This window comes from Roseovarius confluentis (assembly GCF_002917925.1).
Classification (GTDB): Bacteria; Pseudomonadota; Alphaproteobacteria; order Rhodobacterales; family Rhodobacteraceae; genus Roseovarius; species Roseovarius confluentis.
In genome coordinates, this window is the sequence record NZ_PPFE01000007.1 from 48,511 (window position 1) to 73,039 (window position 24,529).

A 24,529-nucleotide genomic window follows, 5' to 3' on the forward strand; every position below is an offset into this window, starting at 1 on the left:
ATGGCCACCCAGAAACTCTATGCCGGCGCCAAGCTGCGCGAGACGCGCCAGCGCCTCGCCCTGACGCAAAAGGATTTCGCCGCCAAGCTCGGCGTCTCCCTGCCCTACCTGAACCAGATGGAGAACAACAATCGCCCGGTCTCCACCACGGTCATCCTCGCCCTGGCGCAGGAATTCGGCTTCGACGTCACGGAACTGGCCACCGGCGACGCAGAACGGCTGGTGACGGACATGCGCGAGGCGATGGCCGATGCCGTCTTCGCCGACGACACGCCCAGCCTCAGCGACCTGCGCCTGACCGCCTCCAACGCCCCCGCCATGGCCCGCGCCTTTCTCGAACTGCACCGCGCCTACCGCGACACCCACGAACGCCTCGCCTCCCTCGACGAGGCGCTGGGGCGCGAGGATGCCCGCCCCCAGACCTCTCCCTGGGATGAGGTGCGCGACTTCTTCCATTACTGCGACAACTACATCGACGCCGTCGACCGCGCAGCGGAACATTTCGCCGGCCCCGCCTCCGGTCCCCGCCGCATCACCGACCTGGCCGAGGCGCGGCTGGATGCGCTCGGCATCAAGGTCGTGGACAGCGACGACCCGAGGATGCGCCACTACGACCGCGACGCGCGCATCCTGTACCTCTCGAACCACGCCGAGCCCGAGACCCGCCGCTTTCAGCTCCTCCTGCAAGTGGCTCTGCTGACACAGGAAAAGCTGATCGAGGCCACGCTCGACTTCGCCCGGTTCCAGTCCGACGCGGCGCGCGACATCGCCAAGATCGGCCTTGCGAACTACTTCGCCGGGGCGGCGCTGATGCCCTACACGGCGTTCCTTCAGGCGGCGCAAGACCACCGGCACGACCTCGAACGCCTCGCCACCCGCTTCGGCGCGTCCATCGAACAAGTCTGCCATCGCCTCTCGACCCTGCAACGCCCCGGCGCCAAGGGTGTGCCCTTCTTCTTCGTCCGGGTCGACCAGGCCGGTACGATCACCAAACGCCACTCCGCCACGCGGCTGCAATTCGCCCGCTTCGGCGGCGCCTGCCCGCTCTGGAACGTCCACCGCGCGTTCGAGACCCCCGGCCGCTTCCTGCGCCAGCTGGCCGAAACCCCCGACGGCGTGCGCTACATCAGCCTTGCCCGCGACGTCTCCAAGCGCGGCGGGCACTTTGGCGCCCCCGTCCGCCGCTTCGCCATCGCCCTCGGCTGCGAGGTGAAACACGCCGACGCCCTGGTCTACGCCGACGACCTCGACCTGACGCTCTCACAAGCCTACGAGCCCATCGGCATCTCCTGCCGCATCTGCGAGCGCACGCACTGTCACCAGCGCTCGGTCCCGCCCCTGGAACGCCGTCTGCAAGTCACCCCCGACGAACGCGGCGTTCTGCCCTACAAGGTAGGATAGCCGCGCGGCAGCCCTTGAACCCACCCGTCCCGGACTTGATCCGGGACCTCTTGCGTAGGGTGGGTTTCCAACCCACCACCCCCAAAAAAGAAAACCCCCGGCCAAACCGGGGGTCCTCCAATGCTCACGGATAAAGCCTGAAATCAGGCCATCCACCAGCGCTCCATCCAGCGCTCGCCGTCCATTTCCCAGTTCGACGCCATTTCGCCGTGCGCGACCTTGTCGCCGACCGCGAAGACATAGTTGGCAAACATCGGGATCACGACGCCGCCCTGGTTGGCCACCAGGTCCTGCATCTCGTAATACATCTCCCGGCGCTTGTCCTCGTCCAGCTCGGCGCGGGCCTTGACCAGCAGCTCCTCGAACCGGTCATTGCACCAGAAGCTGTCATTCCACGCCGCCCCGCACTGGTAGGCGGTGGCGAACATCTGGTCCTCGACCGGACGGCCGCCCCAGTAGACGGCGGTGAACGGCTTCTTCATCCACACGTCCGACCAGTAGCCGTCCTTGGGTTCGCGCACCACGTTGATGTTGATGCCCGCTTCCTTGGCCGAGGCCTGGTACAAAATTGCCGCATCCACCGCGCCGCTGAACGCCGCATCCGACGACGACAGGTTGATGTCGATGCTGTCCAGACCGGCTTCCTTGAGGTGGAACTTCGCCTTGTCGGGGTCGTACGTCTTCTGCTCCATCTCGGAGTTATGATAGCGCTGACCCTCGCCGATGGGATGGTCATTCCCGACCGAGCCATAACCGAACAGGATCTTCTCGACCATTTCCTCGCGGTTGATCCCCCATTTCAGGGCCTGACGGATGTTGTTGTCCGTGTAAGGATCGGTGTTGGTGGACATCGCGAAGGTGTAATGCTGCGTGCCCGCGACCGACTCGATGCTCACGCCGGGGTTGCGGCCCAGCAGGTTCGCGGCCTTCAGGTCGACCCGGTCGATCGCATGCACGTCGCCCGAGACCAGCGCCGTGGTCCGCGCGTTCTGGTCCACCACGCACAGCATCTCGATCGTGTCGAACCACGCCACGTCGTCGCGCCAGTGGTTCGGGTTGCGCTCGAACTGGCTGCTCACCCCGGCGTCGAAATTCTTCAGGATGTAGCTGCCGCAGCCATTGCCGGACTGCCAGTCGATACCGTCTTCCGTCGCCGGGCAGACCACCAGGTGATAATCCGACAGGATGAACGGGAAGTCGGCGTTGCCGCCATCCAGCGTGAAGACGACCGTGTCGTCGCCCTCGGTGGTGATGTCGGCGATCGGCGCCACGATCGGCCCCGCGGCCGAGGTCGAATTCTCGCCCCGGTGATGGTTGATCGACGCCACCACGTCCTCCACGGTCAGCGACTTGCCGTCATGGAACGTCACGCCCTGGCGGATCTTGAAGCGCCACTCGCTGGCATCCTCCGACGCTTCCCAGCTTTCGGCCAGTTCCGGCACCAGCGAGCCGTCGGGGGCAACTTCGGTCAGACGCCCGTGAACGCCAAAGCCCAGCGCCAGCATGTAACCGTTCTCCCACTGGCCCGGGTCCAGCGTGTCCGTCGTCTGGCCGTGACCCTTGGCCACGCGCAGGTCACCGCCGCGTTTCGGCGTGCTCTGGGCGAAGGCGCCCATCGGCAGGGCCGCCGCGGCACCCGCCGCGACCGTGGTTTTCAGAAATCCGCGACGGTCCAGAAGTCCGCCTTTGATCAATGACATGTCATGTTCTCCCTTGTTGACACGATACTGTTTTATGCTCTGCGCATGACGCGCATATGTCTCGGATGGTCCGATGCGTCCCGGCGCGGGCTTGTCGTACACGCAGCGCCTCGCGTCGGTCCGGAATGTCCGGAAACGACATTGCGGCAACCTTAGACGCCACGCACGACCACGTGCAACGCGAAAGCTACGGACATCCCATCCTTACTCCCCAGCCTTCTGTTGGTGCCGACAATACGTTTATTGATTGACGAGTCAATCAAAACTCAATACCGACTCCCGTTATCACCTTCGGAGGACGAATTGCCCAAGATCGGAATGGAACCGCTTCGGCGCTCGGCGCTGGTCGAGGCCACGATCCACGAGATCGGCGCGCGCGGCTCGCTCGACGTGACCGTCAGCCAGATCGCCCGCCGCGCCGGCATGTCCTCGGCGCTGGCGCATCACTATTTCGGCTCCAAGGAACAGATCTTCGCCGCCGCCATGCGCCACATCCTCACCCTCTACGGGGCCGAGGTGCGCGGCGCGCTCATCATGGCCAGGACGCCCCGCCAGCGGCTCGAGGCGATCGTCCGCGCCAGCTTCGCCCCCGGCCAGTTCCGCGACGAGATGATCGCCGCCTGGCTCAACTTCTACGTCCAGGCCCAGAAATCCGACGAGGCGCGCCGCCTTCTGCATGTCTACCACCGCCGCCTGCGCTCCAATCTGCACCACGCCTTCCGCCAGCTTGCCCCGGCGGAAGAGGCCCGCACCCTCACGCGCGGTCTGGCCGCGATGATCGACGGTCTTTATATCCGGCAGGCGCTGCACAGCGCACCGCTCTCGGGCGAAACCGCCATCGGTGTGCTGCTGCACTACATCGACACCTCACTCCCGGAAGGCGCCCCTACATGACACGTCCCAATATCCTCATCTTCATGGTCGACCAGCTGAACGGAAAATTCTTTCCCGACGGCCCCGCCGACTGGCTGCACGCGCCCAACCTCAAGGCGCTCGCCGCCCGCTCGACCCGGTTCAAGAACGCCTACACCGCCTCGCCGCTCTGCGCGCCCGGCCGCGCCAGTTACATGTCCGGCCTCCTGCCGTCGCGCAGCCGCGTCTATGACAACGCCGCCGAATTCTCCGCCGACATTCCCACCTACGCGCACCACCTGCGCCGCGCGGGCTACCAGACCTGCCTGTCGGGCAAGATGCACTTCGTCGGCCCCGACCAGCTTCACGGCTTCGAGGAACGCCTGACCACCGACATCTACCCCGCCGATTTCGGCTGGACGCCCGACTACCGCAAACCGGGCGAGCGGATCGACTGGTGGTACCACAACATGGGCTCGGTCACCGGCTCCGGCGTGGCCGAAATTTCCAACCAGATGGAATATGACGACGAGGTCGCTTATAACGCCACCCGCAAGGTCTATGACTACGGGCGCGGCAAGGACGACCGCCCGTGGTGCCTGACGGTCAGCTTCACCCACCCGCACGATCCTTACGTCGCGCGCAAGAAATACTGGGACCTCTACGAAGACTGCGAGCACCTCCTGCCCGAAGTGCCCGCGATGGATTACGAGGATCACGACCCCCACTCCCAGCGCATCTTCGACGCCAACGACTGGCGCAGCTTCGATATCACCGAAGAGGACATCCGCCGCTCCCGCCGCGCCTATTTCGCCAACATCTCCTATCTCGACGACAAGATCGGCGAGGTGATGGAGGCCCTGCGCGGCACGCGCCAAGAGGAGGACACCATCATCCTCTTCGTTTCCGACCACGGCGACATGCTGGGCGAGCGCGGCCTGTGGTTCAAGATGTCCTTCTTCGAGGGCTCGTCGCGGGTGCCACTCATGATCTCCGCCCCGTCGATGAAACCCGGCCTCGTCACCGAGCCGGTCAGCAACATCGACGTCTGCCCCACCCTGTGCGACCTCGCCGGCGTGGACATGTCCGAGGTCATGCCCTGGGTCGCCGGCGAAAGCCTCGTGCCGACGGGACAGGGCTCAGCCCGCAAAAGCCCCGTCGCCATGGAATACGCCGCCGAGGCCTCCTATTCGCCGCTCGTCGCCCTGCGGCACGGACGCTGGAAATACACCAACTGCGCGCTCGACCCCGAACAGCTCTTCGACCTTGACGCCGACCCGTACGAGCTCACCAACCTGGCCGAAGACCCCGCGCACAAGGCCACCCTCGAACGCTTCCGCGTCGAGGCCGCCGCCCGCTGGGACCTAGAGGCGTTCGATGCCCAGGTCCGCGAAAGCCAGGCCCGCCGCTGGGTCGTCTACGAGGCGCTGCGCCAGGGCGGCTACTTCCCGTGGGACTACCAGCCGCTGCAAAAGGCCTCTGAGCGCTACATGCGCAACCACATGGACCTCAACGTGGTCGAGGAAAACGCCCGCTACCCGAGGGGCGAATGATGCTCACCGTCTATGGCCGCGCCACCTCCTCCAACGTGCAACTGGTCATGTGGACCCTCGCCGAGCTTGGCCTCGACTGCGAGCGGCTCGACTATGGCCACGCCCATGGCGGCCTCGACACGCCCGAATTCGGGTCGATGAACCCGCACCGCAAGGTCCCCGTCTTGCGCGACGGCGACCTCGTGGTCTGGGAAAGCACCGCCATCCTGCGCTACCTCGCGTCGCGCTACGGCGACGGCGGCGCCTTCTGGCCCGCCGATCCTGCCTTGCGCGCGCCCGTCGACATGTGGGCCGAATGGGCCAAGAGCACGCTGGTCGCAGGCTTCACCCACCCCATATTCTGGCCCCGCGTCCGCACACCCGCCGCCGACCGCGACGAGGCCCGCCTCGCCGCCGCCATCACCGCTTTCGACGGCCACCTCGCGCGCCTCGCCGACCAGCTCGACGCACAGCCCTACATCTGCGGCGACCACTTCACCGCCGCCGACATCGTCGCGGGTCACCTGCTTTTCCGCTGGTTCACTATCGACGTCCCCCGCGCCGCCAACCCGACGGTCGAGGCCTATTACAACCGCCTCACCCAGCGCCCCGCCTACCAGACCCACGTCATGGTCCCCTACGACGCGCTGCGGGTGGAGGGCGCCTGATGCGTCTTCCTCTGGCCATAAATATCCGCGGGGGTTGGGGGCTGGCCCCCAATCCGAGCCCACCATCCAAGCGAGGTTCCTGATGCAAGCCGATTACGTCATCGTCGGGGCCGGCAGCGCCGGGTGCGCCATGGCCTACCGCCTGTCCGAGGCGGGCCATTCCGTGCTCGTGATCGAACATGGCGGCACCGATGCCGGCCCCTTCATCCAGATGCCCGGCGCGCTCAGCTACCCGATGAACATGAAGATGTACGATTGGGGCTACCGTACCGAACCCGAACCGCATCTTGGGGGTCGCCGCCTCGCCGCCCCGCGCGGCAAGGTCATCGGCGGGTCCTCCTCGATCAACGGCATGGTCTACGTGCGCGGCCACGCCCGCGACTTCGACCACTGGCGCGACGAAGGCGCCACCGGCTGGGGCTATGCCGACGTCCTGCCCTACTACAAGCGCCTGGAAAACTGGACCGATGCCGGCCATGGCGGCGACCCCGACTGGCGCGGTTCCGACGGCCCGCTGCACGTCACCCGCGGCCAGATGGCCAACCCCCTCACCCGCGCCTTCATCGAGGCCGGCGAACAGGCCGGCTATCCCGTCACCCCCGACTATAACGGCGAACAGCAGGAAGGCTTTGCGCCCTTCGAGATGACCGTCCACAAGGGCCAGCGCTGGTCTGCCGCCAACGCCTACCTCAAGCCTGCCCTGAAGACCGGCAAATGTGACGTCGTCCGCGGCCTCGCCGCCCGCGTCGTGTTCGAGGACGGCCGCGCGGTTGGCGTTGAGGTCACCCGCAAGGGACGCCAGGAGATCATCCGCGCAAACGCCGAGGTGATCCTCTCGGCCTCCGCCTTCAACTCGCCCAAGCTTCTGATGCTCTCCGGCATCGGCCCGGGCGCACATCTCGCCGAACACGGTATCGACGTGATCGCCGACCGCCCCGGCGTCGGAGCGAATCTTCAGGACCATCTGGAGGTCTACGTCCAGATGGCCGCCTCCCAACCGGTCAGCCTCTACAAGTACTGGAACCTGCCCGGCAAGGCGCTCGTCGGCCTCACCTGGCTGCTGGGCAAGACCGGCCCCGGTGCCACGAACCAGTTCGAATCCTGCGGATTCATCCGCTCGGCGGCGGGCGTGGATTACCCCGACCTGCAATTCCACTTCCTGCCCATCGCCGTGCGCTATGACGGACAGGCGGCGGCCGAAGGCCACGGATACCAGGCCCATGTCGGCCCCATGCGTTCCGAGAGCCGCGGGCACGTCACCCTCAATTCCGCCGACCCCGCCGCGCCGCCGAAGATCTTCTTCAACTACATGAGCTGCGACAGCGACTGGCAGGATTTCCGCCGCGCCATCCGTCTCACGCGCGAGGTCTTCGCCCAGGACGCCTTTGCTCCGTTCTCAAAACACGAGATTCAGCCCGGCGCGGACGTGCAGTCCGACGACCAGATCGACGATTTCATCCGCGAACACGCCGAAAGCGCCTATCACCCCTGCGGCACCTGCCGCATGGGCCGGGCGGACGATCCGCGCAGCGTCGTGGACCCCGAGGGCCGCGTGATCGGCGTTTCGGGCCTGCGCGTCGCCGACAGCTCGGTCTTTCCGCGCATTCCCAACGGCAACCTCAACGCGCCCTCGATCATGGTAGGCGAGAAGATGGCCGATCTCGTCCTCGACCGCGCGCTTCCCGCAGACAACGCCCAGGCCTGGATTCACCCCGACTGGCAGACCGCGCAACGCTGATCCCCGCGCCGGTTTGATCCGCATCAAGGTGCGCGCCCCGGCGCGCGCCTAACCTCTCCTTCGACACGCGAACACCAAGGAGGACCCCGGATGTCACACACCCCGCACGAGCTGCACGAAGAATTCCCCGACATGGCCGACCGCATCACGGCGCTGAAAACCTCGGACGCGCATTTCGCCCGGCTGATGGACGACTACCACGCGGTCAACCGGCAGGTTCACGCGGCGGAAACCAACGTGACCCCGGTCGCGCCCGCCGCCGAGACGGACATGCGCAAGGAGCGCGCCCGGCTGAAGGACGAGCTCTACGCGATTCTCAGCGCCTGACACATCCGGGTCGACCGCCCCTTACCGCACCGCCCGGTGCGGTAAGGCCGCCGCGTGCGAAAAATCGCACCGTCGCGTTACCACCCAGATACCGACGCGATACCGACGTGCTATTTTTGAGGTTCCTGTCGAAATTAACCAAGTGATTCAATACTTGGTCTGATGCGCAGCGGGCGTCACCGCGCGCCGCTTCAGCACCGCCTCGCGCCAACTGATGAAGCTGACCGAGCCCACGATCACCAGACCGCCCAAAATCACCCACGGATCAAAGGGTTCGGCAAAGAACGTCACGCCCAACAGAACCGCCCAGACAAGCTGCAGGAATGTCACCGGCTGCGTCACCGCCAGCGGGGCCGCACGAAACGCCAGTGTCATGGTGTAATGCCCGCCCGTGGCAAAGGCCGCGACCCCCATCAAAATCACCAGTTCCCAAAGGGTTGGCGTCACCCAGTTGCTCAACGCGACAGGCGCCAGCCCGATCGTCACGGTGGTCGACAGCATCGCCACGACCAGCCCCGGACTGCAGCGATCGGACAGCATCTTGGCCAGCAGGTACGACCCGCCAAAGGCAACCGCCGTGAACAGCATGGCGAAATGCCCTGATTGCAACTCGCGAAAGCCCGGGCGCAGGATGATCAGCGCCCCGCACAGCGCGACAAGGATCGCCACCACCCGCCGCAAGGCCAGCTTTTCGCCCAGGAACAAGGCCGCCCCCAGCGTCACGTAGATCGGCGAAAGGTAGTTCATCGCGGTCACATCCGCGATGGGAATGCGCGCCATGGCAAAGAACCACAAACCCACCCCGGCCGAATGCGCGATGCCCCGCGCCGCGATCAGGCCCCAGGTGCCGCGATCCAGTCGCAACCGGCTCAGCGTGCCCAGCATTGGCAACAGGAAGATCAGCCCCAGCACATAGCGCAGGAACGCCGCCTCGGGCGCGGGGATGCGGGTGCCCAAAAGCTTGACCATGGCGGTCACGCCGACGAACAGCACACCGGTCACGACCATCCAGAAAACACCCCAGCCGGGCCGTGCATTCAACTCTGAACTCATGGCCGCATAAAGCCTCCGCCGCTCCGGGATGTCGAGCGCAAAAGCACGGGTTTTTCAGAGGCCGTTAACCTCGTCCTGCCATGATTGCGCCAAGGCAAGCCTTGTCGCGGTGGCAAAATTTTTCGAAAAAATTTTGCGCCCGTCGGCGCGGCAGGCGCTCAGATCTTCTCTTGCGTGTACTTGCGCAGTTCCGCCCGCGCAACCTGCCGCCGATGCACCGCGTCCGGCCCGTCCGCCAGACGCAGGGTGCGCAGGTGCGTCCACATCGCCGCCAGCGGCGTGTCCTGGCTGATGCCCTGCGCGCCGAACATCTGGACGGCCTCGTCCACGACCTTCAGCGCCACCTTGGGCGCCACGACCTTGATCTGGCTGATCCACGGCGCCGCCGCCCGCGCGTCGCCCTGGTCCATCATCCATGCCGCCTTCAGGCACAAGAGCCGCGCCTGCTCGATCTCCATCCGGGCCTCGGCAATATAATCGAAATTCGCCCCCAGCTGCGCCAGCGGCTTGCCAAAGGCCTCACGCTGCAAGGCGCGGCGGCACATCAGCTCCAGCGCCGCCTCGGCCTGCCCGATGGCGCGCATGCAATGGTGGATGCGACCCGGCCCAAGCCGTCCCTGCGCGATCTCGAAGCCGCGCCCTTCGCCAAGCAGCATGTTCTCGGCCGGAACCCGCACATCGGAAAAGCGGAAATGCATGTGCCCATGCGGCGCATCATCCGCACCGTAAACCGTCATTGGTCTAAGTTTTTCAATGCCTTGCGTGTCGGCAGGCACCACGATCATCGAATGCCGCTGGTGCTTTGGCATGTCGTCATCGCCGGTCTTGGCCATCACGATATAGACCGCGCAGCGCGGGTCACCCGCCCCCGTCGCCCACCATTTCTCGCCGTTCAGGACATAGTCGTCCCCGTCCCGCAAACAGCTCAGCGAGATGTTCGTCGCATCCGAACTCGCCACGTCGGGTTCCGTCATCAGGTAGGCCGACCGAATGTCCCCCTCCAGGAGCGGTTGAAGCCAGCGGGTCTTCATCTCGTCGGTGCCGTATTTCTGGAACACCTCCATGTTGCCGGTGTCGGGCGCGTTGCAATTGAACACCTCCGCCGCCATCGGAGTTTTGCCAATTTCCTCTGCAAAATAAGCGTATTCCACCGTGCTCAGTCCCGCGCCGTCCTCGCCATCGGTCAGCCAGAAATTCCACAGCCTCGCCGCCTTGGCCTGCTGCTTCAACCCTTCGAGGATCTCGGCCTGACGCTCGGTATACGTCCAGCGATCGCCCTTCCCGATCTCGTCGTGATATGGGGCCTCCATCGGCATGATGACATCGCGGACCATGGTGCGCACCCGGTCAAGCAAGTCGGCAATATGCGGTCGGATCTCGAAATTCATGGCGGTCCCTCCCCGGTCGCGGCTGCATCGCCGTGATGCCACGCCGCCCCGTCATGGTCCAGCCTCGTCCGTCAAATGCGCACACATCCGGCACATATCTGGTGGATCAGGGCGACCGAGTGACCCCCTGATTTTACCTTGTTGCGTGTCCGGCCGGTCATGAGGTTCCCGGTGACGCCCACGCTAACACCCATCGCGACCCAACATCATCACCCAGATACGCCCCGGCGCCTCGACCAGCGCGACGCTTTCCGCCTCAGAGGCCAGCATATTCTTTCGATGCCCCGGCGACCTTGCCCAACCGGTCAGAACGCTATCGAGACCTGATTGACCCTTGGCGATGTTTTCCGCAATGAAACAAAAGCCGTAGCCGGCGCGGCGGGCGCGATCTGCGATGCTGCTGCCATCCGCTCCAGCGTGGCTGAAATACCCTTTTCGCGCCATGTCCGCCGCATGCGATGCGGCGGCACGCGTCAACGTACCCGACACCTCAAGCGGTGCACGCCCCTCGTTGGCGCGGAACGCGTTGATCCACCCCAGTGCGGCATGACCCCGGTCGACCACGTCCTGCGCCACCGCCGCAGGTGCACTCAGGGCGACAAGGCATGCAATTATGAACGCGCGCGTATCCATGGCTGGATCCTAGCGGACCGCGCCTGACAGGGCCAGAGCGGTCAGACAAACCCTTCGAGAATGTCCAGCGCCGCCCTGTGCTGTTCCCGCCCGGCAGCGGCCACCACGCGGCCGCCCGCATGCGCCACGCCACCGGACCAATCAGTGACGATCCCACCCGCAGCCTCGATCACGGCGATGGGGGCTTGTATGTCGTAGGCGTTCAGGCCCGCTTCGATGACGAGGTCCACCTGCCCGCTGGCGACGAGCGCATAGGCATAGCAATCCAGCCCGTACCGGGTCAGCCGGACCTGACTGGACACCGCACGAAACGCGGCTCCCTCGGCCTCTGTGCCGACTTCGGGAAAGGTCGTGAACAGCGTGCAGGCCGACAATGCACGGTCGCTTCGCGTCTTCAGAACGCGTTCACCCTGCGGCCCGCGCATCATCGCGCGACCAAACCCACCCTCGAACCGTTCGCCGATGTATGGCTGGTCGATCAGGCCGTAAATCGGGCCGCTCTCGTCGGACACCGCGATCAAAACGCCCCAGGTCGGCGCTCCCGCCACGAAGGCGCGCGTTCCGTCAATCGGGTCCATCACCCAAGTCAGACCACTGCTGCCGGGACGGGTTCCGAACTCCTCTCCCAGTATCGCGTCGTCTGGCCGGCGTTCGGCAAGGATCGCGCGCATCGCCTGCTCCGCCGCCTTGTCGGCGGCGGTAACAGGGTCAAAACCCGCAAGGGTCTGCGCCTTGTTTTCGACCCCGATTCCTTCGGTCCGGAACAACGGCAGGACCGCACGCCGCGCGGCATCTGCCAGCGCGTGCGCGGTGTCAACGATTTCGGAACTTTTACAAACCATCCTGCCCTCGCCACGTCTTACATGGCATGGATAGACGGCATGTCAGACAGGCTCAAGCGACGTCGCTCAGAACCCTGGCAAGGTCGAAAAGGCGGCGGCGTTGATTTTCGGGTATGGCATAGTAGGACCGAATGAGATCAAGCGCTTCCTTGTCCCCCAGAAGATCCGACGGGATCATGTCGGCGCAGTTCTTGTCACCGCTCTCCTGATCGAGTCCTTCGAAGAAAAAGCTGACTTCCACATCCAGCGCATCCGCAATGTCCCAAAGCCGCGATGCGCTGACGCGATTGGCGCCGGTTTCATATTTCTGAATCTGTTGAAATTTGATGCCCACGCTTTCGGCCAGCTGTTGCTGTGTCATTCCGACGAGCCAGCGACGGTGGCGAATACGTTTCCCGACATGCACGTCTACGGGGTGCGGCATGGGTGATCCTTTCTGTATGTACTGTGCCGGGCTTTAAACAGACATCCCGAGCAGGCGTTCAATAAAATTCGGCCGCGCATCCCAGCGACACTGACGAAAAAATAAGCGTCAGGAATCGGTATATCAAGAAGTATTGCACCCCGAATAAGGGATCGGTCCCTTATACCTACAATCTAAACGAGCAAATACTTCTTTAGCATAGTATGCCACAACCCAAGGGGGCAGTTTGACTTCTTTTCATGTAATCGTTTATTCGGTCGAAACGCCGGACATGCCGGATTTTTGGATGGAGGAGACTGGAGATGCGCGCGTTCCGGATCGATTCGCACGATACAACCGCAAGCCTGCAGGAGATTGCAGCTCCGGCCCCGGCTCCGGGTGAAATCGGCGTTCGCATCAAAGCCTGCGGCCTGAACTTCGCCGACCTTCTGATGCTGAAGGGCGACTATCAGGACACGCCCGAGCCGCCCTTTACCTTGGGGATGGAGGTAGCAGGCACTGTCGAGACGCTTGGCGAGGGTGTCGCGCGGCCGGCGGTCGGAAGCCGCGTCGCCGTCTTCGGCGGTCATGGCGGGCTGGCCGAGTTCGGCTGTTTTCCGGCAGACCGCTCGGTTGTCCTGCCCGACGAGATGAGCTTTACCGATGCCGCCGCATTCCAGATTGCCTATGGCACCAGCCACGTCGCTCTGGATCACAAGGCGCGCCTCCAGCCAGGCGAGACGCTACTTGTGCTCGGCGCAGCCGGAGGTGTCGGCCTGACGGCGGTGGAAATCGGCAAGCTCATGGGAGCGACTGTCATCGCCTGCGCCCGGGGAGCGGACAAGCTTGATGTGGCGCGCAAGGCCGGGGCCGATCATCTGATAGATGCCGAAAATGACGATATCCGCGAGGCTTGCCGGGCCCTTGGCGGCGTCGACGTGGTTTACGACCCGGTCGGCGGGGATCAGTTCAAGGCCGCGATGCGGGCCTGCCGCCCCGAAGCGCGCATCCTTACGATCGGGTTCGCCAGCGGCGACGTGCCGAAAATTCCCGCCAATCACCTGTTGGTCAAGAACATCTCGGTGCTCGGGCTCTACTGGGGCGGCTATCTCGGCTTCAAACCAAAGGTCGTCACGGACAGTCTTGAACGTCTGATCGGCTGGTACACGGACGGCAAACTGAAACCGCATGTCAGCCATGTCCTGAACCTCGAGCAGGCGCAGGACGGGCTAGACCTGATGCGCGCGAGGAAATCCACCGGCAAGGTCGTCATCAAGATCGACTGAGTGCTTCGGATCATGCTTGCCGCAGCAGCGTCGGCGTCGCCGTTCGAAATCCCTGCCGCAACAGGTCCGCCAATTGCCGCGTGATGTCGTCGCGATTGGCGACGCCATACATATTGATCTGCTGAAACCCCAGGTCCGGCAGCGCGCCTTGCGCATTGATGGCCTCCTGGTGCGGCGGGATGCTCGTTTCCAGCAATGCGCCCACGGCCAAGTCCGCGCTGATCAGCGCCTCGACCGAGCGATCCTCGTCCGACTCGATCGCCAGTTCCCAGTCTATGCCCGCCGTATCCAAGCTGCGCAGCACCGTGGTCCGGAAAATGCAGAAGTTGCAGAATCCAAGGCGCAATGGTCGTTTGCGCCACGCCTGCCCACCCAACGCGCCGACCCATTTGAGCGGCATCTTCGTCAGTGTCTCGCCCCCCGGCGTCAGTGCCCTTTCGGTGGTCAGGATCAAGTCCACCTCACCCTTCTTGAGCGCCTCGTGCAGACGTATCGTGCTGGAGGATTTCAAGGCGATGTTCACGCGTGGAAAGAAACTGTTGAAAGTCTTCAGTACACGCGGCACCACGGGATAGACGATGTCATGCGGAACCCCCAATACTATTTGCCCTTCGTAAACCTCGTCCGACAGGCGCCCCACCGCTTCGTCGTTCAGGTCCACGATACGCCGCGCATAGGTCAGAAGCTGCTCGCCCGATGCCGTCAGTGCGATCCGCCGGTTGCTGCGATCCAGAAGGTCGATGCCCAACATTTCCTCCAGTCGCTTGAGTTGCATCGATACGGCGGATTGCGTCAGGTTCAGCACCTGCGCTGCCCGCGTGACGCCGCCCTGCTCGGCTACTTCAAGGAACGACCGCAGCGTGGTCATGTCCAGATTTCGCATTCATCACACTCCTTGATGGCTACGGGCTCAAACATTCTTTTTAATTATCATACATGACGTGGCACTTACATCAACAGAAAGAATGCCTCGACTTGTTTGATCACGAAAATGAAAGGAACGCCTCATGCCTATTCTCTCGCACAGCCGCTACGCACCTTTCCGCCGCTCCCGCCGCGTGTCGCTCCTCGACGTCATAGATATCTATCGTCAACGCCGCGCACTCGACCGTCTTGATGACCACGCGTTGCAGGATATCGGCCTGACCCGAGAGGAGGCCCGGGCCGAGGCGCGCCGCCCGATCTGGGATGTTTCCAGTCGTTGAAATGTGAACTGACTGTTTTCGTACGATTTCCGTGCGGATTTGCTTGAAAAGAGGCGGCGCGCCACCGATATTACTGCCAAACCCCTCGTCGGGGTTTAATAGGGACACTTATCGGAGGCTTGAATGGCTGAATTCGAAACGATCCGGACGGGAACTGGTGCGCGTACCGCTGCGATCGACGAAGGCTTGCGCGCCCACATGAACAAGGTCTATGCGACCATGTCGATCGGCATGTTGCTGACCTTTGCGGCCGCTTGGGCCGTGGGCAACAATGCGGCGATGATGGAGACGCTGTTCACCGGCTTTACCCGATACATCGTCATGTTCGCTCCGCTGATCATGGTCTTTGCCTTCGGCGCAGTGATCAACAAGCTCTCTGCCGCCGCGGCACAGTTTTTCTTCTACGCCTTCTCGGTCGTGATGGGCGTGTCGATCTCGTACATCTTCGTGGTGTTCACGGACTTCTCCATCGCGCAGATCTTTCTTGTGACGTCGATCGCTTTCGCTGGCCTGTCGCTCTGGGGCTACACCACCAAGAAGGACATCTCCGGCTGGGGCAGCTTCCTGATCATGGGTGTGATCGGCCTTATCGTGGCGTCGATCATCAACATCTTCATCGGGTCGCCCGCGATCATGTTCGCGATTTCGGCCATAGGTGTGCTGATCTTTGCGGGCCTGACGGCGTATGACACGCAGTCGATCAAGAATGAGTACCTGGCGCATGCGCATCACGGCGACAGTGAGTGGTTGGGCAAGGCCGCCATCATGGGCGCTCTGCGGCTCTATCTGGACTTCATCAACATGTTCATGATGCTGCTCAACCTCCTGGGCCAGCGCGAGTAATCTTCGCCACATTCGATTGCCACGGGGCCGGTTGTATTGACCGGCCCTTTTCTTTTGCCCTGGTGGGAATGTCGCTGGAGATTTCCCGTCCCGGGCTTGCCCCGGGACCTCACGGTCGGGATCAGTTCCCGCAAGCTGATAACGCGCCGCAGCCACGTTCTACTAAAGCAAAAGGCCGCGCCAGACGGCACGGCCCTTTCAGCATTACGGTCGGGCGGATCTTACTTGATCTTACCTTCTTTGTATTCGACATGCTTGCGCGCGACGGGGTCGTATTTGCGCACCGACATCTTCTCGGTCATGGTGCGGGCGTTCTTCTTCGTCACATAGAAGTGGCCCGTGCCGGCGGTCGAGTTCAGGCGGATCTTGATAGTGGTCGGCTTCGCCATGGGTATCTCTCCTGCGGCGAGGTGTCAGCCACCCCGCGAAATTCGTCATGAAGCCCGCCTTTTATACGGGCAGGCCTGCATGTCAACCGGATTCTCCGCGCCTCAGTTCGAGCTGATGCGCGTCGGCATGCGGTAGAAATGATGCACCCCGATCGTCGTGGTCCGGGCGAAGGTGCGCGACCATTTCGGACGCACCGCCTTGGTGTGGTAATGCGTCGCTCCATCGGTCAGTTGGCGCTTGGCGCCTTTGACCATCAGGTAGGCCACCTTGCCCGCCCGTTCGAAGGCGCGCTTCTCATTGATCCGGTCGCTGTAGCCGTCGCAGGTGTAAGTGAACTGGCATTGGTACTTCCGTCCCGTCCCCTGGTGCACAACGCCGCAGATCGAGTCGGGGAAACGGGCGCTGTCGACGCGGTTCAGAATGACCTCGGCCACTGCGAACTGGCCCTTCACGCTTTCGCCGCGCGCCTCGTGGTAAAGCGCCTCGGCAAGGCAACGCCACTGCTTGCCGCCGGTCTGGGCGGATTGCGCCGCCAGCCAGTCGCGTGAATAGGTGACGTCGACGCCCGGGCGCTCCATGTATCGCGCCACCATATCTTCGGGGATCGAGCTCAACACGCGGTTCTCGTGCGCGTACAAACGGTTGATGTCCTGCTCCGCCGCAGCAGCGGTTCCAAGCATTATCGTCAAAGCTATTGCGAGGTTTCTCAAGGATCGCCTCCTTCAAAAAAAGACCCTACGGGCCCGTCAAGTCGCGGGAGGTACATAAAAGGCCAACGCGAGTCCAGCCCAGCCCCATGCAACACGGCTATGCAGGCGCCACCTGCGGGTCATGGGTGAGCGGTTCCGCGGCAAATGTGGCGAAAATTTGCCGGGCCGCTACCCGATTTTGTCCTTAACGGCCAATTGTGCGGCAGCTAGTCGCGCCACCGGAACCCGGAACGGCGAACAGGACACATAGTCGAATCCCGCCGTCCGGCAGAAGGCTATCGATTCGGGATTGCCCCCGTGTTCGCCGCAGATCGACAAGGTCAGATCTGGGGCAACCTCACGGCCACGCCGTGCGCCGATCTCCAGCAACTCGCCCACCCCATCCACATCCAGCACGTGGAACGGGTCCTCGGGATAAACGCCCTGCTGCACGTAATGCGACATGAACCGCCCCGCGTCGTCACGGCTGAGACCATAGGTCATCTGCGTCAGGTCGTTTGTCCCGAAGCTGAGGAACGACACATGTGGCGCAATCTCGGCCGCCCGCAGCGCGGCGCGCGGGGTCTCGACCATTACACCCAACCTGTAAGTGAAGTCGCGTCCGGTCTCGCGGCGCACGGCATCGGCGACATTGTCGACATTCTCGCGCACAAGTTCGACCTCGCGCATCGCCGAAACCAGCGGAATCATGATTTCGGGTACAACCGGGTCGCTCTCGTGGCTGGCGGCCACAGTCGCCTCGAAGATCGCACGGGCCTGCATCTCGTAGATCTCGGGCACCGCGATGCCGAGCCGCACGCCCCGCATGCCCAGCATCGGGTTGTATTCCCCCATCGACTCGACCCGCTCGGTCACATCCGCGACCGGCAAGTCCAGCGCGTCCGCAAGCTCGCGTATGCCCTCGCGGTCCGCCGGCAGGTATTCGTGAAGCGGCGGGTCGAACAGGCGAATGCAAACCGGCATGCCGGACATGATACGGAAAAGATCTATGAAATCCGCTCGTTGCATCGGCAGCAAGACTTCCAGGGCCGAGGCGCGGTCCTCGCTGGTATCGGCAAAGATCATCTCGCGCATCGCCACAAGGCGGCTGGGTTCGACGAACATGTGCTCGGTCCGGCACAGCCCGATCCCCTGCGCCTTGAAGGTCAGCGCCAGTTCGGCATCGGCCTGCGTGTCGGCATTGGCACGGACCTCTATATCGCGCACGTTGTCGGCCCAACTCATCAGCGTCTTGAACGACTCGTCTCGCGCAGCTTCCAGCAGGCGCGGTTCGCCGGCCAACACCTCGCCGCTGGTGCCGTCGATGGTAATCTGGTCCCCGGCCTGCAGGCTGCGCCCGTCCGGAAAGACCAGCCGCTTACGCTTGATTTGAAAGGTGATGGCAGAGGCGCCCACAACGCAGGGCTTGCCGATGCCACGCCCGATCACGGCGGCATGGCTGGTGATCCCGCCCCGCTCGGTCAGAACGCCTGCGGCGGCGTGCATCCCGCGAATGTCCTCGGGGCTGGTCTCGCGCCGCACAAGGATCGCGGCCTCGCCCCGAGAATCCGCCGCCTGCGCGTCCTCGGCACTGAACACGATCTTGCCGGTGGCTGCGCCTGGGCTGGCGGCGATTCCGCGCGCATAGACATCCCGTTGAACCTCTGGATCGATCTGCCGGTGCAGGAGTTCATTCAATGCCCGCGGCTCGATCCGCATCAACGCCTCCTCGCGGCTGATGATGCCGTCCTCGGCCAGTGACACCGCGATGGCAACCGCAGCGCGGGCATTGCGCGCCACGCGCACCCCGTCCAGCAGGTAGACTTCGCCATTCTCAATGGTGAACTCGGCCTGCATTTCCTCGCACAGCTTCTCGCGCATCAGCTTGGTGCACTGCTTGAGCCGCTCAAAGGCCTCAGGTGCCAACTCTTCCAACGACGGACCGCGTGGGTCCTTCTGCAGGTACAGCGCCTCCTTGCTGGCCTTCAGCGCCTCGCGCCCCTGACTCTGGCTCAGGTAGCGCCCGGTGCAGCGCCGATCACCGGTGACGCTGTCCACCAGCTGCATGACGCCAGAGCCGCATTCACCCTCGCCCAGTCCCAGCGCCATTTCCTGCACCACGAGGCCCAGCCCGGCATCTGCAGGCGCCCCCTTGGCCTGCCGCAAGAGCCGCGCCGTGGTACCCTGCCACGCCCGCGCCATCGAACGCAGCACGCCCAACAGTTGCACCTTGGCATCCTGTGGGAATTCTTCCTCGACTTCTTCCTCGTAGGCAACCAATGCTTGGCCCACCGCCTTGACCGGATCGTCGTCCAGCGAGTCGAACATGTCCGGATCGGCGCGCGCCACGTGAACCGCGTAGGCCTGCACGAAGCGCAGGTACAGCCGCGCCGCAGCCGGTTTACCGATCCTCTCGGACAAGTCGACGAACCGCGCGTCGTTCATTCCGATATTCAGTACTGCCCCTGGCCCGCCCCAGTCGGGGTCTTCGGACGAGGGCCGCACGCACAGCACAGGCAACTCGCCGAACGGGTCCAGCAAGGACGCCATGTCCGGCACTTCGCCATCCGCGACACACCTGACCGCGTCAAAAGACAAGGCAACGGTACGGGGCACGGGCAGGTCCAGCCGCACCAGCCGCTGAAGGCATTTCGCCCGCCCGCCATGCGTTGCTATGGCAATCGGCGCATCGGGTGTGATCGGCGTGATATGTTCAGGGCCCTGCTGCACTGCGGCAATCCTTTTCTGGCCCGCAGAATACGCAAGCCGATTTATTAGGCAAGACCTGTCGGGTGCCCCGCTACGGTTTGCCCTATTATCCTTCCAGCCGTCGTAAATCCGCCGCCTGGAGACAAATCTGGCGGATAGAGTGCAGCATGTTCAGACGGTTTCGGCGCAGGATCTCGTTGTCGGAATTGATCTGCACCGCCTCGAAGAATGCGTCGATCGGGGCGCGCAGCCCGGCCATGGCGCCCATGGCGCGGGCGAAATCCTCGTCCTTCTCCGCCTCGGCGATCGTTTTTTCCGCATCCTGCAAGGCCGCGAACAGGGCTTTTTCGGTGTTGTCCTCGGCAAACTTGGGATCGGCGCCGAATGAATACTCGACCCCGTCCTTCTCCTCGGCCTGAGTCAGGATGTTGTTCGCCCGTTTGAAGCCCTGCACAAGGTTCTCGCCGTCCTCGGTTCGGAGCACATCTTGCAGCGCGCGCGCACGGGCCACGATCAGCGTGAAGTCGTCCCCGCCGGCCAGCGTCAGGCAGGCATCGATCACATCATGCCGCAGCCCCTGATCGCGCAGGTAGACCTTCAGCCGATCATGGAAAAACGCAAGAAGGTCGGTGCTCAGGTCCGGCACCAGCGCCCCCACGGTGCGCAGAACACCGTCCTCCGGCAGGTCCTTGTGGTCTTTCGCCTTGACCCGGTCGATCACCGCGTGAAAGGCCGCGACTAAGACGCCGTGATCGGCGATCTCGTCCAGCACCTCCTCCAGCGTGTCGATCTCGTCGGCGCTGGCGTTTCCGGCATTCAGCTTGATCTTGTGACGCAGAAGCTGCGCATCAATGAACCGGTCCAGCCGGATGCGCAGGTTGTTGTCCAGCACCAACCGGATCACCCCCAAAGCCGCCCGCCGCAGCGCGAAAGGATCCTTCGAGCCTGTCGGCTTTTCATCGATCGCCCAGAACCCGGTCAGCGTATCCAGCTTGTCCGCAAGCGCGACCGTGACCGAAACGGCGCGCGACGGCACCGCGTCAGAGGGGCCGAGCGGTGCGTAATGCTCTTCGCAGGCCGCCGCGACATCCTCGGGCAACCCGGCCTCGGCCGCGTAATACCGCCCCATGATCCCCTGCAATTCCGGGAACTCGTAAACCATCTCGGATGACAAATCCGCCTTCGCCACCTTCGCCGCCTGTTCCGCCAGATCAGGATCGGCTCCCACCGCCGGCGCGATTTCCCGCGCCAAGGCCGCGATCCGCGCGATCCGCTCGGCCTGGCTGCCCAGCTTGTTGTGGAAGGTCACGTTCGCCAGGCTTTCCAACCATGGTCCCATGCCCTCTTTCGCGATACGCAGATCGTTCTCCCAAAAGAACTTGGCATCCGCCAACCGCGCGGCCAGAACCTTTTGGTTGCCGGCAAGGATCGTTGCGCCATGATCCGCAGTCTCGCGGTTGGCCACGGTCACGAACTGCTCGATGCGGCCCGTCTTGGGGTTGCGCACCGAAAAGAACTTCTGATGCTCCTTCATCGACGATTGCAGCACCTCGGGCGGCAGGTCCAGGAACTCGGCCCCGATCTCGCCCATCAGCGGCACGGGCCATTCCACCAACCCCGCGACCTCCGCCAAAAGCCCCTTGTCCTCGACCACCTCAAGGCCGCGGGCAAAGGCCAGGTTCGTGGCCTCCTGCCAGATGTGGCCCGCCCGTTCCTCGGAGTTCAGAACGACCTTGGCACGCTTCAGCTTCGCCGCGTAATCCTCGTAAGACGTGACGGAAAATCGCCCCGGCGCCATGAACCTGTGCCCTTCGGTGCTGGCACCCGCCTTGATGCCGTCCACGTCCAGCGGCACGACCTGCGCCTCGCCCGCGTCGTCGGTCAGGATGCACAGGATCGAATGCAAGGGCCGAACCCAGCGCAAGCTGCCCGCGCCCCAGCGCATCGACTTGGGCCACGGGAAGTTGCGGATCGTGTCCTCCAGCACTTCGGCGACGATCTCTGCTGCCGGGCGGCCCGGCTTGGTGATGGTCGCGAAGTAGACCTGACCCTTCTTCTCGTCGCGCACCTCAAGATCGTCGCGCGCCACGCCCGCGCCGCGCAGGAAACCTTCAATGGCTTTCTCGGGCGCATCCACGCGCGGCCCCTTGCGCTCTTCGCGTAAGGTCGGGCTCTCCGACAGCGATCCTTCCAGCGCCAATGTCAGCCGCCGCGGGGTGGCGAAGGCCGCGGCCCCCGCGTAGGTCAGGCCCGCCTCGACCAGCCCGTCGGTCATCCGCTTTTTCAAGTCCTCACAAGCCCGGGCCTGCATCCGGGCCGGGATTTCCTCGGAGAAAAGTTCGATCAGAAGGTCGGGCATGATGTCACCGGAACGTCTTGGGTCAACGTCCCGGTGCTTAACGGGCCTGCCGCGGCGCGGCAAGCCGATAGAGAGCAATTAGCCGGCGCTGACGCTTCGCGCCTCCGTCTTGGCTTTTGCCTTGGCGGCTTGCGCCATGCTCCGTATGTCGCTGCTGTGGCCGACGCCTGGCACGATCCGGTACCGCGCCTCCACGAAATTCTCGATGCCGAAGCCGATGATCCCCAGCGCGGTCACACCCAGCAGGACCTGACCACCGGTCAGCCCACGGATGTATTCCAGCGCGCCGCCGACACCCATGGCCGAGGACGGATCGGAATTCATCGCCGCAAAACCCAGGAAAACGCCCACGATGGCCAGAACGATCCCGTAACTGACGAAGCCCCAGCGCAACAGCGGTTCAAGCTTTTGCGTCATTTCGTTGTTCTGGATGTACCGCTTGTACTTCTTCTTCCAACCCTTGATCACGTAATGGACACCCGCGCCCAGAATGCCGAGCGCGGCGATTCCCACGATCCACTTGCCACCGGGCATCTGCAAAACCTGTGCGGTCCAGTCCGACGCGCCACCGCCGTCCGAGCTGCCACCGACCCCCAGCGCCAGCGATGCCATCGCCACACCGAGACCAACGTGGATCAACCCCGTCACGACCAGCGCAAGCCGCTGAAACATGCCTTTTTCCTCGTCGCCACGATTTTCCAGATCGAAATAGGCCGCAATAAAGCGCCAGATACCGTAACAGACGAACCCGAAGGCTACGAGCCAAAGCAGGATCTGGCCGAACGGCGCATCGCGCAAGGTTTGAAGTGCACCCTTGGTGCCCTCGGTGTTGCCGCCCCAGAAGGCAGCCGACATCGTCAATCCGCCGAGAATGAGATAGACCAGCCCCCGTGCGGAATAGCCCGCCCGCATCATCGGAATGACCCAGTCGGGTGCTCTTTGATCGGCCATGACGCGTCCTCCGCTGCTTTTGGGCGTTGCTAGGACAGCGTGCGAGGCCGGTCTATAGTTCCTTAATTATCTGGATTATCTCCACGCGGCGGGCATTCCTCGCCTACGACAGTGCCGTCATAGGCCTTGTCACCGCATTCGTTCAGCTCGTGCCAGACATAGCCGCGCCCGTCCTCGGTGACGACCACGATGCGGTCTATCCCGTAACCGATATTCTTCTCTCCGAGAAAAGCCAGCGCGGTGCCTGCTTCAAGTTCATCGGCAATGACTTCCGCATCGAAACAGTCGAACCAACCCGGCGCTGTCAGGGGCTCGGCGCCTTGGTACATCTGGTAGGTCTCGGTCAGCATTGCCTGGCTCATCTCGGTGGTAAAACAGGCGCGATAGCGGATCGGGCTGCTGCTGGCGTCGATCGCCTCGAAATTGTCGTACAGAACCGGCTCGGGCTCCCCAGTTGCCAGGTTCACCATGCGCACGTCATCGATACCGGTCGCCTCGACCGGCTCGTAGAAATGGTAGACCTGCAGGTAATACATGGCCGCCCCGGCCAAGAGTGCAATCATGACGATCCCGATCCCGATAACCTTGCCCATCAGCCTCCCTCCGCGCCCGTTCTCACGCAGCAAAACCGCCATCGGCGGTCAGCACGTAGGCATCGGCACATTTCTTGGCCAGCGCCCGGACACGCCCGATATATGCTTGACGCTCGGTGACGCTGATCACCCCGCGCGCGTCCAGCAGGTTGAAGATGTGGCTCGCCTTGATGCATTGATCATAGGCAGGCAGCGCCATGACGATCCGACGGCCGGTCTTGGGGTCTTGCTCCGGCTCACCCAGGATGCGGTCGCACTCGGCCTCTGCCTCGACGAAGTGGCGCAACAGCACATCCGTGTCCGCCACGTCGAAATTCCACCGCGCGAACTGCGCTTCGGCCTCCAGGAACACGTCACCATAGCTTAGCGCGATGGAGGCGTCGGGGTCGTTGAAGGGCATGTCCATCACATGGTCGACGCCCAGAACGTACATTGCCAGACGTTCCAGCCCGTAGGTCAGCTCGCCCGAGACCGGGTGACAATCATGCCCGCCCACCTGCTGGAAATAGGTGAACTGGCTCACTTCCATCCCGTCGCACCAGACTTCCCAGCCAAGGCCCCACGCGCCCAGTGTCGGGCTTTCCCAGTCATCTTCGACGAAGCGGATATCGTGCATCTCCATGTCGATGCCAATGGCTTCAAGACTGCCAAGGTACAGCGCCTGCAGGTCCGGCGGGCTGGGTTTGATCAGCACTTGATACTGATAATAGTGCTGCAACCTGTTGGGGCTTTCGCCGTAGCGCCCGTCGGTGGGCCGACGTGACGGCTGCACATAGGCGGCTGCCCAGGCACGCGAGCCCAGAGACCGCAGCGTCGTGGCCGGGTGGAAGGTCCCTGCCCCCACTTCCATGTCATAGGGCTGCATCACGGCACAGCCTTGCGCAGCCCAGTAGGCCTGCAAACGCAGGATGATTTCCTGGAATGACCGCGGTTTGCCGGTGCTGTCGCTCATGGAATGTCCTCCGGG

At 63.6% G+C, this 24,529-nt stretch carries 23 protein-coding genes; 9 read left to right on the forward strand and 14 right to left on the reverse strand.

The window, feature by feature from the left end; genetic code table 11:
- The gene (locus tag C2I35_RS15380; protein WP_103763949.1) at positions 1–1,401 is read left to right on the forward strand and encodes a helix-turn-helix domain-containing protein; all 1,401 of its coding nucleotides are present in this window, start codon (positions 1–3) and stop codon (positions 1,399–1,401) included.
- A 143-nt stretch (positions 1,402–1,544) separates the two neighbouring features.
- On the opposite strand, the gene C2I35_RS15385 is transcribed toward C2I35_RS15380, so the two are convergent.
- Positions 1,545–3,101, reverse strand: a complete 1,557-nt coding sequence (locus C2I35_RS15385) for an ABC transporter substrate-binding protein (protein ID WP_103764088.1) — start codon at positions 3,099–3,101, stop codon at positions 1,545–1,547.
- A 303-nt stretch (positions 3,102–3,404) separates the two neighbouring features.
- On the opposite strand from C2I35_RS15385, the gene betI reads away from it, so the two are divergent.
- From betI to C2I35_RS15410, 5 genes are all read left to right on the forward strand, one after another.
- Positions 3,405–3,995: a transcriptional regulator BetI gene (betI, locus tag C2I35_RS15390; RefSeq protein WP_170067232.1), complete on the forward strand. Its 591-nt coding sequence runs from the start codon at positions 3,405–3,407 to the stop codon at positions 3,993–3,995.
- A complete protein-coding gene (betC, locus tag C2I35_RS15395; protein WP_103763951.1) occupies positions 3,992–5,506 on the forward strand; it encodes a choline-sulfatase in 1,515 nt (504 codons plus the stop codon). Before betI ends, betC begins: the two co-directional genes overlap by 4 nt.
- Positions 5,503–6,153, forward strand: coding sequence for a glutathione S-transferase family protein (locus C2I35_RS15400; RefSeq protein ID WP_245890505.1), 651 nt, complete (start codon positions 5,503–5,505; stop codon positions 6,151–6,153). Before betC ends, C2I35_RS15400 begins: the two co-directional genes overlap by 4 nt.
- Before the next feature lie 82 nt (positions 6,154–6,235).
- On the forward strand, positions 6,236–7,891 hold the full coding sequence (gene betA, locus C2I35_RS15405; RefSeq protein ID WP_103763953.1) for a choline dehydrogenase: 1,656 nt from the start codon (positions 6,236–6,238) through the stop codon (positions 7,889–7,891).
- Positions 7,892–7,981: 90 nt separating this feature from the next.
- On the forward strand, positions 7,982–8,218 hold the full coding sequence (locus C2I35_RS15410; protein WP_103763954.1) for an HP1242/YdcH family protein: 237 nt from the start codon (positions 7,982–7,984) through the stop codon (positions 8,216–8,218).
- 147 nt (positions 8,219–8,365) lie between these two features.
- Here the strand turns inward: C2I35_RS15410 and C2I35_RS15415 are convergent, their stop codons facing one another.
- From C2I35_RS15415 to C2I35_RS15435, 5 genes are all read right to left on the reverse strand, one after another.
- On the reverse strand, positions 8,366–9,271 hold the full coding sequence (locus tag C2I35_RS15415) for a DMT family transporter (protein ID WP_245890506.1): 906 nt from the start codon (positions 9,269–9,271) through the stop codon (positions 8,366–8,368).
- Between the two features lie 158 nt (positions 9,272–9,429).
- Positions 9,430–10,659: an acyl-CoA dehydrogenase family protein gene (locus C2I35_RS15420; RefSeq protein ID WP_103763956.1), complete on the reverse strand. Its 1,230-nt coding sequence runs from the start codon at positions 10,657–10,659 to the stop codon at positions 9,430–9,432.
- Between the two features lie 183 nt (positions 10,660–10,842).
- Positions 10,843–11,292 (reverse strand): CAP domain-containing protein, encoded by a 450-nt coding sequence (locus C2I35_RS15425; protein WP_103763957.1) that lies wholly within the window; start codon positions 11,290–11,292, stop codon positions 10,843–10,845.
- Positions 11,293–11,333: 41 nt separating this feature from the next.
- Positions 11,334–12,134: a histidinol-phosphatase gene (hisN, locus tag C2I35_RS15430; RefSeq protein ID WP_103763958.1), complete on the reverse strand. Its 801-nt coding sequence runs from the start codon at positions 12,132–12,134 to the stop codon at positions 11,334–11,336.
- 52 nt (positions 12,135–12,186) lie between these two features.
- Positions 12,187–12,558 (reverse strand): helix-turn-helix domain-containing protein, encoded by a 372-nt coding sequence (locus C2I35_RS15435; protein ID WP_103763959.1) that lies wholly within the window; start codon positions 12,556–12,558, stop codon positions 12,187–12,189.
- A 302-nt stretch (positions 12,559–12,860) separates the two neighbouring features.
- Between C2I35_RS15435 and C2I35_RS15440 the strand changes: the two genes are divergently transcribed.
- A complete protein-coding gene (locus tag C2I35_RS15440; protein WP_103763960.1) occupies positions 12,861–13,823 on the forward strand; it encodes an NADPH:quinone oxidoreductase family protein in 963 nt (320 codons plus the stop codon).
- 10 nt (positions 13,824–13,833) lie between these two features.
- On the opposite strand, the gene C2I35_RS15445 is transcribed toward C2I35_RS15440, so the two are convergent.
- Positions 13,834–14,706, reverse strand: a complete 873-nt coding sequence (locus C2I35_RS15445) for a LysR family transcriptional regulator (RefSeq protein WP_103763961.1) — start codon at positions 14,704–14,706, stop codon at positions 13,834–13,836.
- 124 nt (positions 14,707–14,830) lie between these two features.
- On the opposite strand from C2I35_RS15445, the gene C2I35_RS15450 reads away from it, so the two are divergent.
- Both C2I35_RS15450 and C2I35_RS15455 read left to right on the forward strand, forming a co-directional pair.
- Complete coding sequence (locus C2I35_RS15450) at positions 14,831–15,028, forward strand: YjiS-like domain-containing protein (protein ID WP_103763962.1); 198 nt, start codon at positions 14,831–14,833, stop codon at positions 15,026–15,028.
- Positions 15,029–15,151: 123 nt separating this feature from the next.
- A complete protein-coding gene (locus C2I35_RS15455) occupies positions 15,152–15,871 on the forward strand; it encodes a Bax inhibitor-1/YccA family protein (protein WP_103763963.1) in 720 nt (239 codons plus the stop codon).
- A gap of 221 nt (positions 15,872–16,092) precedes the next feature.
- Here the strand turns inward: C2I35_RS15455 and rpmG are convergent, their stop codons facing one another.
- The 7 genes from rpmG to C2I35_RS15490 form a co-directional block, all read right to left on the reverse strand.
- Complete coding sequence (gene rpmG / locus C2I35_RS15460; RefSeq protein WP_050927593.1) at positions 16,093–16,260, reverse strand: 50S ribosomal protein L33; 168 nt, start codon at positions 16,258–16,260, stop codon at positions 16,093–16,095.
- Positions 16,261–16,362: 102 nt separating this feature from the next.
- A complete protein-coding gene (locus C2I35_RS15465; protein WP_245890507.1) occupies positions 16,363–16,971 on the reverse strand; it encodes a cell wall hydrolase in 609 nt (202 codons plus the stop codon).
- A 168-nt stretch (positions 16,972–17,139) separates the two neighbouring features.
- Positions 17,140–19,680 carry a putative PEP-binding protein gene (locus C2I35_RS15470; protein WP_103763965.1) on the reverse strand — a complete coding sequence of 847 codons (2,541 nt, stop codon included), beginning with the start codon at positions 19,678–19,680 and terminating at the stop codon, positions 17,140–17,142.
- Between the two features lie 85 nt (positions 19,681–19,765).
- The gene (gene glyS / locus C2I35_RS15475; RefSeq protein ID WP_103763966.1) at positions 19,766–22,018 is read right to left on the reverse strand and encodes a glycine--tRNA ligase subunit beta; all 2,253 of its coding nucleotides are present in this window, start codon (positions 22,016–22,018) and stop codon (positions 19,766–19,768) included.
- Between the two features lie 78 nt (positions 22,019–22,096).
- Positions 22,097–22,969: a DUF1206 domain-containing protein gene (locus C2I35_RS15480; RefSeq protein ID WP_103763967.1), complete on the reverse strand. Its 873-nt coding sequence runs from the start codon at positions 22,967–22,969 to the stop codon at positions 22,097–22,099.
- A gap of 62 nt (positions 22,970–23,031) precedes the next feature.
- Positions 23,032–23,562, reverse strand: coding sequence for a DUF6446 family protein (locus C2I35_RS15485; protein ID WP_103764089.1), 531 nt, complete (start codon positions 23,560–23,562; stop codon positions 23,032–23,034).
- Between the two features lie 22 nt (positions 23,563–23,584).
- The gene (locus C2I35_RS15490) at positions 23,585–24,514 is read right to left on the reverse strand and encodes a glycine--tRNA ligase subunit alpha (RefSeq protein ID WP_103763968.1); all 930 of its coding nucleotides are present in this window, start codon (positions 24,512–24,514) and stop codon (positions 23,585–23,587) included.
- Positions 24,515–24,529: the final 15 nt, after the last annotated feature.